Genomic DNA, 16004 nt, shown 5'->3' with positions numbered 1-16004 from the left:
TCACTCTCCCGAGCGCAAGGTCCAGATGATGTCTGAGTGTTCATGTGGGGTGGCCAAGGACAGTGGGAAGTACCGGCCGCTGCGCCAGAACGGAACCTGGTCGCGGTACCAGGGGGACGCCGGGTTCTCACTCTGGCCTCCGGCATAGACGGCCACCGCGCCGACGTCCTGCGGGCTCTTCCAGTCGACCACCATGCGCCAGCTCGGTCCGAACGAAGAACTTGGCTCCCCCAGGGCGGCGTTCACGGTCCAGCGATGTCCCGGCGCGGGACGAGGGGGCTCCCCGAGGGCCGGTATCTCGCTGAGCGCGGGTATTTCGACGGTGTGCACCCGGCCCCAGGACCAGGATGCCGGGTCGGGACCGAGCTTGTCGGCCAGTTCGGCAACGGCACGGGTGAAGGCTTTGCGCATTGCCGTCGAGGAGTCTCCTCGTGCGGCTCCGGGAGCGGTGAAGGCCGGGTTGTGTGGATCGCTCAACGTCCACTTCTCCAGGTTCTGGTTGAGCCCCGAGCGCTTGTTGGAGACCGCCAGGGATGACTCGTGGCGGTCCACCGGCACCTTCTCGGCATCCCACCAGGGCTGGAAGACAACCGAGAGGTAGTCGCTCCAGAACTGCCACCAGATGCTCGCACCGGCGGAATTCACTGTCATCCGGGAGTCCCAGCTCTCCAGGATCTCCAAGGCTTGGCGCTCGCGTCCACTCGGCTCGGTGGTGCGCAAAGCCTCCTTGAGACGCGGCACGATCCGGGGAGCCAGCTGGTCGGTCACGTCGTTCTGCAGGGACTGGAAACTCGCGGCCGTGAGGGACGGGGCGGATTGGAGGGCCTCATAGATGCGATTCGCTCGGTAGCCGTTGTCGAAGGAGGAGCTGGTCGTACCGATGTAGTACGGGTAGTCCGGTCCCACCGGACGCTGATTGGCGGAGGCGAGGATGTGCGAAGGCGGGTTGTATGCCTGGGGCATCGCCTCGTACGGGATGGTCCCGAAGATGTCGTTGTCGCCGGTTCCGGACATCGGAAGCCACGGCTCGCGTGCGTGGGTGAGCGGCAGGTACCCAGCGGCGAACATGCCGATGTTCCCGCTTCCATCGGCGTACGCGAAGTTGAGGGCGGGCGCGTGCCAGTCGGCGAGGGCCGAGCGGAAGCCCTTGTAGTCCGTGGCCTTGTTCACGGCAAGGATCGCCTTGACGTTGGGCGAGGGGAGGTTGCCGGACCAGGCCACCGACGTGGTGAGGCCGGCCTCGGTCATCACCGGGCCATGGGCGGTGAGTTCCACCGTGAGCTTCTCGGTCGCGGCGCCACGTACCGGGATCGTGTAGTGCACCTTGCGACTGGTGCGCCACTTGCCCTTCCAGTAGTACTGCCCCGGCCGGTCGGGGCTGGTCTTCTCCGCGTAGAAGAAGGTCGACTGGTTCTGCATGTTCGTGATCGACCAGGAGACGTGGCGGTTGCGGCCGATGAGAACGCCCGGCAGGCCGGTCAGGCTGGCACCCGTGACCTCGGTCGTGGGCGATGACAGCGCGATCTGGTACCAGAACGAAGGCAGCGTCAGTTGGAGGTGCGGATCACCGGCGAGCAGGGAGCGTCCCTTGCCCACCGCAGGCCCGTTGGCGACCCAGGCGTTGCTGTTGTGGAAGGCGTCGAGGCGGCCGACGGGGAGGTCCCGCATCCTGTCCAGGATGTCGGCCGCCGCGCGGGCGGCACCGTCGGCGGGAACCTTCGTTTCGTCGAGGGCCGCCCCGGGGACGAGCGGGCTCCGGACGGCGCGGCTCGGCGCCACGGGCGCGTCCTCCCGGGAGGACGACACACCGGGGACCGCGGAATTGGCGTTGGCCGTCAGCGGGAGGGGCGTGGCGTCGAGTGCGCGGTAGGGGCCGGCGTCGTAGGGATGCTGCTCGTTGGGCGCGGTGACCGGGAACCACTCCATAGTGCGCTTCGCCCCCAACGAAGCATGCAACAGGGCGTAGTCCAGCGGCGCGGTCCCGTAACTCATGTTCTGGGTCAGCAGTTGCTGGACGACCAGACTGTCGACAGGGGTCCAGTCGGACGGGTACACACCCGTCAGCGTGAAGAGCGCGGGCCACTTTCCGGACTTGCGCAGTTCGGCGAGACGGACATTGACGCCCTCGCTGTACGAGGTGAGCGCCTCGGCTTCGGGACTGCCGGGTTCGGTGGCGGCCCAGGTCGCCTCTGCAGTACGCAGCAGCCCGCTCTGCAACTGGAACTTGTCGGATTCGACCCCCGCGGGACCGTTCAGCTCTGCCAGACGCCCGCTGCCCATGCGGCGCTCCAGGTCCAGCTGTGTGATCCGGAACGCTGCGTGCAGATAGCCCTGGGCGCGGAAGAGGTCCGCGTCCGAGCGCGCACGCACCGACGGCACTCCCTTGCCGTCGAAGGCGACCGTCACCGGAGCCCCGAGGGAGTCCAGCCGGATGGTCTGGGAGTGAGGGAGCTTTCCGTCCTCGGCCGATGACCACACGCCCGCCCCCGGCGACAGGAGACCTCCCAGAGCTGGGAGCGGTCCCGCGCCCAGCGAGAAGAAGCCCATGACGAGCAAGGAGAGGACGGCGGCGGCCAGAGCCGAACCCGCCTTGCGGACGGAACTCAGCACGGTGCCTCCGAAGGGTGTACGGGTGTGGAAGGTGCGGGCCGGTCGACCGCGACACATCGCAGCTCCGCCGTGTAGCGCTCACCGTCGGCGTCCTCCAGCCAGAGGCCCCCGGTGTCGGGCAGCATTTCCGAGACGGAGAGGGTGCCGGCCTGCGCCTCGTGGGTACGCCGGACGGCCTTCGCGAAGATGTTGACCAGGGGGATGCTGGTGAAGTCCACGGCGGTCGGCTTGTCCTCGACCGGCACCTTGTAGAAGGCGCGTTCGGGAATGCCGTGCCGGGCCGTCCAGGCGCGTGCCGCCGCGAAGCGTGCGCTCTCGTCCTTGATGAAAGCCCAGCCGGTCTCCTCGGGGTCAAACGTCCACGACTCGCGGCACAGCACCAGACGGTCCAGGGTGACACGGGGCTGGTGGGCCGCCCCCGGGAAGGGCTTGAAGGCGTTGGCGACCGTGGCGGAGAGGATCTCGCCGATCATCTCCACGAAGTCGAACTCCCGGCCCGACGCGCGGGAACGCACCATGAGACGGCCCTGCGAGAGGTGTACTTCCAGATCGACCACGGGCAACGGCTTCACGGGACAGTCCACGGCCTCCTCGCCCGAGGACCAGTACTGGAAGCCGGACGAGAGGAGAGCCGTGGGCGGGGACACGCGGGAAGTGACGTAGGGGGAGCTCTTGCGCGGTACGGAGTAGATCCGGCGTCCGCCCTGATCGTCGGTGGCCGCGGCCACCAACCGCTCCGGAGCGTCGTGCTGTTCCACGAACAGCCTGCTCTCCAGGGTGTTGACCGCCAGATGGATCTCGCCCAGGACCAGCTGGAAGTCCCCGCGCGACAGGGCCTCGGGCCCGGCAGCCGCGATCATGAGGTCCGGTGAGTGCTGGGTCGCGTTGCTCCAGGCCGGGGCGATGAAGGGAAAGAGCCGGCTCGCGGACGCCGCCGGCCCTTCCACGCCGAGTCGGTGGCGGCGCACGTTCGCGGGGACCTGAAGCAGTTCCTGCCAGCGCCGCTGGAAGTCCGTCACGACCTCCGACACCAGCGCGGGCAGTACGCGCGACGAGGGCGTCAGCAGATCCGGGGTCGCGACCAGCATGAGCCGGGACAGTGGGACGGACTTTGCCTTCGCACGCGCACACTCGCGGGCGAAGTGTTCCAGGAAGCGGGCATGGTACCGCTGGGCGACGGTCCCGGTGAGCCAGCGGGCGCTGTCCAGGACGAGCCCCAGGGGCTGTGCCATGGCGTCCAGGACCTGCCGTCCGAGCTGGATCTCCACGTCGCGCACCGTGTCCTGGTACACCAGGGTGCGCCCCGCGTAGGTGCGCCCGTGGGCACGCGTCGCGGCTACGCCGGTGTGCCTGCTGAAGACCTCGCCGAGGCGCTGCGTGGCCGCCAGCACCTCCTTCGCGTTGCCCGCTGCGGCGTCCACGGCGTCACGGGCGGCGACGAGCTCGTCGAGGGGCGCGATGGCCCGGGCGCGTATCGCAGGTTCGCCGATTGCCTCCAGGCGGCGGCGCAAGGATCGCTCGGGCCACGCCTCCATGGGCCCCTGGAGGTCGACCCGCAGGGCCTTGTGGTCCCGCAACCTCAACAGGGCCGTCAGGGCCGCCTGCTCGTCCGGGAAACAGGGCGTGGAGCCGTCGCCGGGGTCCGCCGCCAGTGCGGCAACGGCCTGTACGGTCCGGGTCCCGTCGCACAGCGCGAACAGACGGGCGGCGGGGGCGGAGAGCCGCGCCGGGCGGCGCAACGGCAGGTGCAGCAGCTGACCGGCAAGCGTGCAGGCGGGTTCGGGGCGAGGAGTGAGCCAGGGCAGGACGCCTTCCTGCGCCGCGATCGCCCGCGCGAGTTCGTCAATCGCCCACACCTCGAAGTACGTGGTGCGCCGGCGCAGCAGATCCGGACCTGGGCGGGCGCCGAACGACGGCACCGAGGGATCGGCGGTGGCCCAGCCGACGGGCCCGAAGAAGCCCACGGTGTCGTTCTTCAGCGCGTACCGCTGAAGGTAGCTGGTGATGGCCAGCTCATGGTTGCGCCCACGTACGTTGCGAGGTTCCCCTCGGGCCGCCTTGTCCAGGCAGTTCGCGATCAGGTCCGGGTTCTGCCAGGCCACGGCCTCGCGAAAGCGGAGGTCGGCGGCAACGCGTCGCGTGGTGCGCTTGAGCCGCTCGGCGGCTTCGGCGTACACCTTCGCGTACTGCTCGGGCGACTGCGCGGCCCGGTCGGCGGCCTGGGCCAGTTCCGGGTCGCGCAGCTCCTCCGCCCGGGCGGCCGGGAAGCCGGCGCTGCGCAGCGCGACGTCCTTCCACAGGCTCCACCGGGTGGATCCCAGCGGTGTGCGATGGCTGCCGGGCGTCTTGTCCTGGGGCTGCATGGTGTCGGTCACAAGCGGTTACCTCTCCTTGACCGGGCCTCAGGCCGTCGTGGGTTCGGGCGTCGGGACGGAAGGCAAGGCGTCGGGCAGCTCCTCCTCGACCTGCCGCAGCCGAGGGTGCAGGTACCCGGCGACAGCGGTGAGCAGGATCGTCATCCCGCACCCCAGCAACAGGAGAGCCATGCCGCGTCCGGCCCCCGTGCCGATCAACGCGCCCACGTTGTGCGCAAGGGCTCCGTCGGCGTTCATGAGGGGCTGGAAGAGGTGGTCGGTGAGGGGGCCCGCGAGAAGGTAGGCCACGGGCAGGGACGAGGTGGCAACCATGTTCTCCAGCGCGATGACCCGCCCCTGCATGTCGGGTTCGACCTTCGTCTGCCAGATGCTGCGGCTGCTGGCGTTGATGACCGCGGAGCAGAAGAGGAAGACGAACGCCGCGCCGGCTATGAGGACGAGGTTCGCCCGCAGCGACCCCAGGGTGAGGGCGAGTCCGAGCAGTAGTGAGAAGCCCAGAACGCCGTGGATGCGCCGTCGGGGCCCGCCCCACACGCTCATCAGCACGCTGCCCAGGACCATGCCGACTCCTCCGACAGCCATGACCGTGCCCAGCGCACCCGTCTCCGAGAAGCTCAGCACCAGGGGCGTGATCAGTACGTCGACGAAGCCGACGGCGAAATTCAGCACCGCGTAGAACACCAGCAGCCAGAGCAGCCCGGGCCGCCGGGTGATGTAGCGCCAGCTCTGGGCGGTCTCGCCCAGCAAGGAGCCGCTTCCGGCCGAACCTTCGAGCGTCGCCTTGGGACGCGGCAGGCGAATGGTCAACAGGCAGCCCAGTGCGAGGGCGAAGCTGAGGCAGTCGACGAGGACGACCCCTTGGAGGTCAACGGCCGCGATGAGGAAGCCGCCCGCGAAGGGGCCCACGATCTGGCTGACCGCCTGGGCGAAGAGCACCATGCCGTTGGCCCGCCCCAGTTGGGCACGGGGGACGAGCAGGCTCACCGTGGCCGTGAAGGCCGGCAGCTGGAGCGCGGTGAGGACCGAGGTCACGGCACTCGTCACGTAGATGTGCCAGGGCTGGAGGAGATCTGTCGCGTACAGCGTGGCGAGGACCAGAGTGCAGGCGACACCACCGCCGACGCTCAGCAGGAGGGGCTTGCGCCGGTCCCAGCGGTCCACCAGGGCACCGGTGAACGGAGCCACCAGGATGCCGGGCAGGAAGGTGAGCAGGTAGACGAGTCCGAGGCCGGTGACGGACCCGGTCTGCTGGAAGACCCAGACGCCGAGCGCGAAGCTCGTGAGTGCGGAGCCGATGAGTGAGGCGAACTGGCCGCACCACAGCACGAGAAAGGTGCGCATGCTAGAAGATCACCCGGTCTGCGCTGGAGACCCGGGCCGCGCGTGAGCCGCGCAGGTTCCGGGTGATGTTGAGACGCTTGAGCCAGCGGTCCTTGCCGTCGAAACGCGCCTTGAACGGATCGCGGCCGTGCACCGCTCGCAGGTTGTCGATGAAGCAGCAGTCGCCGGGCTCCAGCACGAGCGCTTCCAGGGATGTCTCGATCGCTGCCACGAGCCCGTCGAACGCCTTGCGGGCGGTGGGTTCCAGGTCGTCGGACTTCATGAAGTAGGGGTCGAGACACATGTACGGTGCCGTCCGGTCGCCGTGCAGCACGGGAACCCGCTCGGGGCTCCGCGTCATCGCGGTGATGCGGTCGTAGGCGGCATCCAGCAGGCGGGCCCGGGCCGGGTCGGTCTCGTCCTGTGCGGCCCGGTTCTTCGGCAGGTGCGACTCGTCGGGACGGATGGTGTAGAGCGGCGAGAACAGGGTGTCGAGGTCAAGTTCGTCCCACGCAATGCGCTCCGCGGCGGCAACCGTGGTGGCGACTCCGTCCGGGTTGCGCAGACACATCAGCGAGACGTAGTCCCCCTTGAACGGGTGGAACGCGTCCTCCGTGTGCCACCACAGAGTCTGCTCGCTGCCCGAGCCGAGCTGTTCCTGCTCGTGTCCCTTGATGGGAAGCACGTCGTGCATGATCGTGCCGTCCTGCTGAGTGGACCAGGCGAAGACGTCGCCCAGCAGCGAGGCGCACAGCAGGAAGAAGATCTCCTCGCGGAGCGTGGGCGTCGGCGACAGAAACGCCTTGTCACGCCAGTGCTCAGGCGTTCTGCCGAGCTTGGCGTCGTCAATGGGGTAACCCGATATGAGGCAGATCCCGGACGGCTCGTCCAGGACGTAGTCCCGCATGAACTCCTTGATCCGAAGAGGGAGCTCATGTGCGAGCAGCGGGGCTTCCCGGATCAGACGGGGATCCTCGATCGACAGGTACCGCGTGGCAAGCCGGTCGAGCAGTGGCTCGATCACCCGGTATTCGCTCCCGAGAAGAGTCAATTTGTGCATGGTCACAACCTCGGATTTCTGTGTGCTGCCCGATCACCAGCCGTGCTGGACGAGTTCGGCCAGCTCGGTGGCATGGTGCTTGAGGAAGTAGTGGCCGCCACCCGGTATCACGGCCAGATCGGTGACGGGGCTGAAGCTCTCCCACTCCCGGTGGCGTCGCTCGAACCCACGGGTTTCGGGGTCCTCGGTACCTGCGACGAAGGTGATGGGAGCGGCGAGCGGTGCAGGCCCCCCGCTCGCCCTGTGACGGTTGAAGTATTCACGTGCGTGGTTGCCGTCGTGACGGAACGCCCGCATGACGTGGGCGAGTTCGTCCTCGTCCACCAATTCTTCGAAACCGCCGAGCGACTGCAGATAGCGAAGGATCCGCTCGTCGGTCTCCCGCCGCCGGAACGGCAGTATCCGAGTCAGGTCCATGCCGAGCACCTGCCGTGAGGGGAAGGGGAACGAGCCGCCGAGGAACACCCGGTCCACAGTCCGGCCTGCCCGCTCCAGCCGGTGTGCGAGCTCGACCGCGAGGGCCACGCCGATGCAGTGGCCGTAGATCGCGATCCTGCCCGGGATCTGCACCAGAACCTCCTGGAGGCACGCCTCGGCGACGGTTTCCAGGGTCTGGAGCTCTTCCACGGAGCCTGCGTCGTGGCCCGGCAGCGTCACCGCCCGCACGGCGATCCGGTCGGGGAGCTGCTGTGCGAGCGGCAGGTACGAGAGGGGAGTTCCTCCCCCGTACGGGACGCACAGCAGGGTCCGGTCGGCGTCCCGGCGGTTCGACGTGAGGTCCAGCAGGACGGCTCGGGGCTTCTGCGCCCCGTGGTCCCGCAGCGCTGCCGCGAGCCCACGTGGGCTCGGCCACTGGAACAGGGTGGTCACGGTGGTGCCCGGCAGGTCACGCACGGCGCGCAGCGCGCTGAGCGAGTCCCCGCCCAGCGCGAAGAAGTCGGCCTCGGGGCCGACGGCGCCCTGGTCCAGTCCCAGGACCTGGGCGAACACGCGGGCGATGTCTATTTCCTTGCCGCTCAGCGGCTCCACGTCCTGTGCGGGCACGTCGGCGTGAGCAAGCCGCGGAGCCGGCAGCGAGGCACGGTCAAGCTTGCCGTGCGCGGTCATGGGCAGCGCGTCGAGCAGGAGCAGGTCCGCCGGGACCATGTGCGCGGGCAGCCGCGCACCGAGGTGGGCCCGCAGTTCGGCGGGCGTGGGAGCGGCGCCGTGGGGAACGGCGTAGCCGGTAAGCCGCTGTCGGCCCGGCCTGTCCTCGCGCAGGACGACGGCTGCGTCACGCACGGCGGGATGCTCGCGGAGGCGGTGCTCGATCTCCCCGGGCTCGATACGGAAGCCCCTCAGCTTGACCTGATGGTCCAGGCGTCCCAGGAACTCCACCGAGCCGTCCGGGAGCCGCCGCGCGAGGTCGCCCGTGCGGTAGAGCCTGCCCCCGGGGGGTGCGTAGGGATCGGGCAGGAAGGAGGCCGCCGTCAAGGCGCCGCGGCCGACGTACTCCAGGGCCACTTGAGCGCCGCCGATGTACAGCTCGCCGGGAACGCCGACCGGAACCGGCCGGAACCGGCGGTCCAGCAGATGAATCTGCGTATTGGCGACCGGGCGCCCGATGGGCACGGTCCCCGCGGGGGCGCTGTCGCGGCAGTCCCACCAGGTGACGTCCACCGCGGCCTCCGTCGGACCGTAGAGATTGTGCACGCCCGCTCCCGGCAGCAGAGCCATCGCGCGCGTCGCCACGTCGTACGGCAGGGCTTCACCGCTGCAGAACAGCAGGCGCACCGAGGTGGAGCCCGCGCATCCGGGCTCTTCCAGGAAGTGCGTGAGCATCGACGGAACGAAATGAAGCACGGTGATGCCGAACTCGGCCACTGCCTCCACCAGGTAGGCCGCGTCCCGGTGCCCGCCGGGGCGGGCGAGCACCAACTCGGCCCCGGAGACCAGGGGCAGGAAGAACTCCCAGACCGATACGTCGAAGCTGTAGGGAGTCTTCTGGAGGACCCGGTCCTCGGACGTCAGAGCGAAGGTGTCCCGCATCCACAGAATCCGGTTGACGATGGCGGCATGGGACACCGCCACGCCCTTGGGCCGTCCTGTCGAACCCGAGGTGTAGATCACGTACGCGGCGGTCTGCGGGCCGACCGCAGGTCCGGCTCGCTCGACGGGGGCCGCCCACGGCCCCGCGATCGGCAGTGCGGTCAGATGCGGGGGAAGACCGACGGCCCGGTCCGTGAGCACCAGACGGGCGGCGGCATCGGTCAGCATGAACCGCAGCCGCTCGTCCGGCAGCCCGGGGTCGAGGGGCAGGTAGGCCGCACCCGTCTTCAGGACACCCAGCAGCGCGGTGACCAGGGCGGATGAGCGGTCGGCGCAGACGGCGACCACGCTGCCCGGCCCGATCCCGCGGGCGCGCAGCCCGGCCGCGACACGCTCGGCCTCTTCATCGAGCTGTGCGTACGTCAGCTGCTCGGCCCGCGAGCGTACGGCCACCGCGTCAGGGGTGCGGGCCGCCTGGCGCTCCACCAGCCCGTGCAGGGTGGCGTCGGCGGGATAGTCGAGCCGGGGGCCACTCCAGTGTTCGGCCAGCGCCCGGTACGCGGAGTCGGTGAGGAGTTCGATGTCTCCGACGAGCCCGTCGGGGTGCACGGCGAGGTGCTCGAAGAGGGTGCGCAGCTGCTCTGCGTACGCCGCCACGACACCTTCGTCGAACCGGTTCCTGTGGTACTGGAGACGCACCGTCAGGTCCGGCTCGGTCGAGGCGACTACGGTGAGTGCCTCACTGGTCTTCTCGAAACTCGTGTCCGTGGTGATACGCAGATCGCCGATCCACTGCCGCACCTCCGTGGGAACCGGGTAGTTCTCGAAGACGACGATGCTTTCGAACAACGGCTGCCCCGCCGGCAGCCCGCTCCAGCGCTGGACGAGTGAGAGAGGGCTGTGCTCGTGCTCGCGCACGGCGGTCTGCCGTTCCTGCACCTCCCGCAGCCACGGGCCGAGGGACAGTTCCTCGGGAACCCGCAGGCGCAGCGGCAGGGTGTTGATGAACAGGCCCACCATGGACTCGACGCCCGGCAGCGCGGCGGGACGGCCGGCTGTCGTCATTCCGATCACTACGTCATCGCGGTCCGTGTGCCGGGCGACGAGCAACGCCCAGGTTGCCTGGACCACCGTGTTGAGGGTGACTTGGTGGCGGGAGGCCAGGGCGCGAAGGGCAGCGGTGGTCCGTGCGGACAGCCGCAGTTCCTCCACCCCGGTCTCGGCAGGGGTGCCCGGTGCCACTGGGCCGGTTCCGGCCCGTGCGAGCGGGGCAGCGTCCGGGCAGCCGTGCAGCGTGTCGCGCCAGAACTGCTCGGTGTCGGCCGGGTCCCTGCTCTGGAGCCAGCCGATGTACGCGCCGAAGGGAGCCACGGAGGGGGATGCGGCGCGCTCGCCGCGAGTGCGTGCCGCATAGGCGAGGAAGAGGTCGCGCGTCACCAGCGGGACGGACCAGCCGTCCAGCAGCATCATGTGGTGTGTCCAGACGAACCGGTAGGTCTCCTCTCCCAGCCGGACCAGGGTCAGGCGCATCAGAGGGGCCGCGGTGAGATCGAAACCGGCGCTGCGGTCTTCGCGGAGGGCCCGGTCCATCGCGGCGCCTTGGGCCTTCGGCTCCAGTTCTCTCCAGTCGAGGACGGTCAGTTCGACGGGGACGGCCCGGTGTACGACTTGGAGGGGCTTGTCGAGGTCCGCCCAGTGGAAGGTCGTGCGCAGCGCGGGGTGCCGCTCCACGACGTCCTGCCAGGACTCCGAGAGCGCCTGGGCGTCCAAACGGCCTTGCAACCGGAAACTGCGCTGCGCGACGTACATCTCGGGATCGGTGCCGGCCAGCGTGTGGAACATCAGCCCCTGCTGGAGTGGGGACAGCTCGTAGATGTCGGCGATGTTTTGACTGCTCATCACAGGCTGTCCCGTCCACTCGCGCCGAGCCGGCTCATGAAGCTGTCGAGCGCGGTCTGGCTGAGACGGGCACCGGGGAAGTCGGAAGGCGTGAAGCCGCCCTCGTCCGTATGGCGGCAGTGGTCGATCAGCTCGCGCAACCAGGCGAGGTAGCGCTCGGCCACCTCTTCGATCTGCTCGGCACGATGCACCCGGCGGCTGTAGCGCCAGGAGACGCGCAGTCGCCCGCCACTGACCTCGGCCGACACCTCCAGCAGGTGGGCCCGGTGCCCCGACGGGTGCTCTGTGGGGCCCACCGGTTCGGAAGCTACGACGAAGGGACCGTCGGCCCGGCTGAGCTGGTCGAACTGCCCGAAATAGGTGAAGGCGACATCGGCGATTCGCGTACCGCCGGACGGCCGGTGGTGGGTGCCGTAGCCGACGCCGCCTGCCGGAACGGCCCGCAGGTGCTCCTTGACCCGCTTGAGTACGTCGGCCGTGCCGTCGCCGTCCCGGGTTTCGAGCAGGACGGGGTAGGCAGCGGTGAACCAGCCGACCGTACGGGAAAGATCGATGCCGTCGGCCAGATCCGTCTGCCGGCCGTGGCCCTCCAGCTCCACCACGTGTGCGGCGGCTCCGGTCCAGCCCGAGAGGGCTCCGGCGAGCGCGGCGAGCAGGGCGTCATTGATCCGGGTGCGGTACACGGGAGGGACTTCCCGGAGCAGGGCGTCGGTCGCCTTCTCGTCGAGGGAAGTGGTGACGATGGCTGCGTCGCCGACCAGGTTGCGGGACCGGGGGTCGGCGACGTCCACCGGCAGAGCACCCGAGGCGGTACCGGTCACCCGGTTCCAGTGGGCGGCCTCCTGCGCGCTCTCGGCCGCGGACCGGCGGGCTTCGAGAAGTTCCGCCCAGTGCCTGAACGAAGTCGTCCCGCGCGGAAGAGTGACCGGCCGGCCCGCGTGGAGCGCCGCGCAGATCGTCTGGAGGTCCTCCAGCAGAATCCGCCAGGACACCGCATCGACTACGAGATGGTGGGCGATCACCAGCAAACGGGGCGGTTCCCCGGTGCCGAGCTGGAACAGCGCGGCACGCACCAACGGCCCGTCCTCCAGATCGAGAGAGGACTGCAGCTGAGCGGCGAGGGCGGTCAGCCGGTCCCGCTGGGACTGCTCGGCCTCGTCCGACAGGTCGTACACCTGGAAGGGCAGCGAACCCGCCGGGCCCTCCGCCTCCTCGATCCGAGCGTGCACCGCACCGTCCGCGACGACGAAGCGCTGACGCAGTGCGTCGTGGTGGCGCAGCAGCGTGTCGAGGGCTGCCCCGAGCAGTTCCGGACTGTATGCCTCACGGACTTCGAGGAGGACGGACATGTTCCAGTGGTGCCGCTCGGCGAAACCTTCCTCGAAGAACCACCGTTGCAGCGGTACGACGGGTAGCGGGCCGCTGGAGGGGCCCCGCTCGCCACCGGGCTCGTCCCGCGCACCGGTGGCGCGCGCCAGGCTGCCGACCGTGGGGTGGCGGAAGATGTCCATGGGCTGGACCCGGATACCCACCGCCTGGGCCCGGGAGACGATCTGAATGGCGAGAATGGAGTCGCCGCCGATCTCGAAGAAGTTGTCGTGCACGCCGACCTGGTCGACACCGATGACCTTGGCCCAGATGTCCGCGAGCTGCTCCTCCACCTCCAGGCTCGGAGCGACGAACTCCTCCGCCAACTCGGGGCGGACACCCTCCGGGGCGGGCAGAGCGGCCCGGTCGACCTTGCCGTGTGCCGTCACCGGCAGGGCACCCAGCAGGACGAACGAGGACGGCACGAGATGTGCCGGCAGGCTCGCGGCGAGGAAGTCCCGGAGTTCGCCCACGAGCGGGAGCTTTCCCTCGGCGGGCACGGCGTAGGCGACCAGGCGCTTGTCTCCCGGCCGGTCTTCACGCACTGTCACGACGGCGTCACGCAGGCCCGGATGACGGGTCAGTGCGGCCTCCACCTCGGCGGGCTCGATCCGGAATCCGCGCACCTTGGCCTGGGCGTCGATGCGCCCGATGAATTCGAGGTTCCCGTCGTGGAGATGGCGTACGAGGTCGCCCGTGCGGTACAGCCGCCCACCGGCCCGCGACGCGAACCCATCGGGCAGGAAACGTTCCTTCGTGAGTTCGGGCTGGTTGAGGTAACCGAGTCCGACGCACTCGCCGCCGATGTAGAGCTCACCGGCGACCCCGACCGGGACCGGGCGCATCCGCTCGTCCAGCACGTGCAGCCGCTGGTTGGCCAGCGGCCTGCCGACGGGCAGGTTGTGCCACACCGACCCGTCGGCGTCTTCGGGCACCCGGAAGGTGGTGGTGGTGACGGTGGTCTCGGTGAGCCCGTACACATGGATCAGCGGCACGCCCAGGCGCTGCCAGGCAGTGAGCCGGTCGGGCAGCACCCGCTCGCCTCCGATGATGACCCGGGACAATGAGGTGGGAAGCGCGGTCGGGTCCTGAGACAGCTGGTAGGCCCACTCGTGCCAGAAAGCGGTGGGCAGTTCACACAGGGTGATGCCCTCCTCCGCGATCAGGCGGCACAGGTCCGTTCCCGCCCCGAGGCGTTCCTCGGGAGCCATGACCACCGCTGCTCCGGCGAGCCAGACCGGAAAGAGTTCTTCCACCAGTACGTCGAAGCCGAGCGCCGCGAACTGCAGCATGCGGTCGTCCGAGGTGAGGCCGAAGGCGTCGACCGCCGCCAAGGCGTACGTGGTCAGCGCACGGTGGCTGATCATTGCGCCCTTGGGGCGTCCGGTGGAACCCGAGGTGTAGATGACGTACGCGAGAGATTCCCCGTCGACGGAAGAGTCCGGCATGGTACGGGGGTGGGAGATGATGGCGGCGCGGTCCGTGTCCAGCGCCACCGTCCTTCCCCCGTACGAGTCCAGCAGCCCGCGCAGTCGCTCCTGGGTGAGGACCAGCGCCGGTGCCGCGTCGGCCAGCATGAGGGCCAGCCGCTCGGGCGGATAGGACGGGTCGAGGGGTACGTAGGCGGCGCCCGCCTTGAGTACGGCCAGCAGGGCGACGGCCATGTCCGCGGAGCGCTCGATGCACAGGGCGACCAGATCGCCGGCCCCGACGCCCGACGCGGCGATGTGCCGGGCGAGCTGGTTGGCCCGGGCGTCGAGATCGGCGTAGCTGAGCGAGATGCCGTCGAAGACGACCGCGGTGGCGTCAGGGGTACTGGCTGCCTGCCGCGCGATGAGCGTGTGCACGGCGGCGTCGGGAACCGGGGCGCCGGTGTCGTTCCACGCGGTGAGGCTTCGCTCGTCCTCGTCCGAGAGCAGATCGAAGTCTCCGACACGCTGATCGGGAGCCTCCACCATGGCTTCCAGCACAGCGGGCAGCATCCGCCCAAGTCGCTCGATCGTCTGCGCGTCGAAGAGATCGGTCCGGTATTCCCAGGTGGTGAGCAGTCCGTCGCCGGACTCCGTGATGGTCAGGGTGAGATCGAAGTGCACCACGTCCAGCGTGTACGGGAGGAGTGAAAGCCGCAGACCGGCGAGTTCCAGCGTCGTCTGCGGGGTGTTGTCGTAGTTGAGCATCATGCGGACGAGCGGCGTCTGGGTGGCGTTCCGCTGCGGCTGAAGCTCCTGGACCAGCTTCTCGAACGGCAGCTCCTGGTGTTCATAGGCACCGAGCGTGGTGTCGCGAACGCGGTACAGGAGGGTGCGGAAACTCGGGTCGCCGGACAGATCGGTGCGCAGTGCGACGGTATTGACGAAGCAACCGACGAGAGCCTCGGTGCCGGCCTGTGTGCGGTTGGCTATGGTCGAGCCCATCACCAGGTCCTGCTGGCCGGTGAGACGGTGCAGGAGGGCCTGGGTCGCGGCGAGGAGCACCATGAAGACGGTGCAGCCTTCTTGTTCGGCCATGCTGTTGACGCGTGCGGCCAGGGATGCGGGCAGGACCACGTCGTGCGCCGCGCCCGCGAACGCCTGACTCTCGGGGTGGGGGCGGTCGACAGGCAGTTCCAGACGGGCCGGCGTGCTGCCCAGGGTACGGCGCCAGTAGTCGAGAAGGCCGTCGAGACGGTCGCCGCGGAGCTGTTCGCGTTCCCAGGCGGCGTAGTCGGCGTACTGGAAGGCCAACGGGGGCAGCGTGGCGGGGCCGCCCCGGGTGAAGTTCTCGTACAACGTGCCGATCTCGCGGATGAGCACACCCATGGACCAGGCGTCCATGGTGATGTGGTGCATCGTCAGGAGAATGACGTGCCGCTCCTCGGACGTACGCAAAATCGTTGCGCGCAGCAGGAGGTCGCGGGTGAGATCGAAGGGTTTGCGGGACTCCTCGTGGGCGGCCCGGCGTACCGCCTCCCGAACGTCGGGGGCCGTGCGCAGGTCGACGACCGGGAGGGGCACCCCGCTGGGAGGCCGGATGATCTGTACCGGTGTGCCGTCGCGCAATTCGAACGTACTGCGCAGTGCCTCGTGCCGTTCGACCAGGGCATCGAGGACCCGCCCGAGTGCCTGGAGGTCGAGGTCTCCCTCGATCTCGATCGCCGCCGGCTGGTTGAAGGTCGGACGCAGCTGGTTCATGAACCAGCTGCGCTGCTGCGCGAAGGAGAGCGCCGCGGGCTCTCCCGGATTCTCGCGGCGCGTGATGCGCCGGGACGTCGCCCCCGCGCGTGCCGCGTTCTCCTGGAGCCGCTGCTCCAGCAGCGCGCGCTTGTGGGGAGGCAGCGCCAAGATGCGCTGGTGAAGGTCAGTCAT

At 69.3% G+C, this 16004-nt stretch carries 6 protein-coding genes; all 6 read right to left on the bottom strand.

Going from position 1 to position 16004, the window contains the following annotated elements; genetic code table 11:
• The 6 genes from ACFZAT_RS13755 to ACFZAT_RS13730 are packed head-to-tail and all read right to left on the bottom strand — an operon-like array spanning nt 1 to nt 16004.
• Nucleotides 1-2610 carry a penicillin acylase family protein gene (locus ACFZAT_RS13755; protein ID WP_391263924.1) on the bottom strand — a complete coding sequence of 870 codons (2610 nt, stop codon included), beginning with the start codon at nt 2608-2610 and terminating at the stop codon, nt 1-3.
• Nucleotides 2604-4985: a lantibiotic dehydratase gene (locus ACFZAT_RS13750; protein WP_391263923.1), complete on the bottom strand. Its 2382-nt coding sequence runs from the start codon at nt 4983-4985 to the stop codon at nt 2604-2606. The genes ACFZAT_RS13755 and ACFZAT_RS13750 overlap by 7 nt, the downstream gene beginning before the upstream one ends.
• 27 nt (nt 4986-5012) lie before the next feature.
• A complete protein-coding gene (locus tag ACFZAT_RS13745) occupies nt 5013-6326 on the bottom strand; it encodes an MFS transporter (protein ID WP_391263921.1) in 1314 nt (437 codons plus the stop codon).
• 1 nt (nt 6327) lies between these two features.
• On the bottom strand, nt 6328-7365 hold the full coding sequence (gntD, locus tag ACFZAT_RS13740) for a guanitoxin biosynthesis L-enduracididine beta-hydroxylase GntD (RefSeq protein WP_391263919.1): 1038 nt from the start codon (nt 7363-7365) through the stop codon (nt 6328-6330).
• Between the two features lie 33 nt (nt 7366-7398).
• Nucleotides 7399-11292, bottom strand: a complete 3894-nt coding sequence (locus ACFZAT_RS13735; RefSeq protein ID WP_391263917.1) for an amino acid adenylation domain-containing protein — start codon at nt 11290-11292, stop codon at nt 7399-7401.
• Entirely contained in the window at nt 11292-16004 is a 4713-nt protein-coding gene (locus tag ACFZAT_RS13730; RefSeq protein WP_391263915.1) for an amino acid adenylation domain-containing protein, read from the bottom strand. The genes ACFZAT_RS13735 and ACFZAT_RS13730 overlap by 1 nt, the downstream gene beginning before the upstream one ends.

The sequence above is a fragment of the Streptomyces sp. NPDC008163 genome (genome assembly GCF_042956885.1).
Classification (GTDB): Bacteria; Actinomycetota; Actinomycetes; order Streptomycetales; family Streptomycetaceae; genus Streptomyces; species Streptomyces drozdowiczii_A.
The sequence above is the reverse complement of the archived record's forward strand: the minus strand, read 5'-3'. Positions and strand labels throughout refer to the sequence as shown.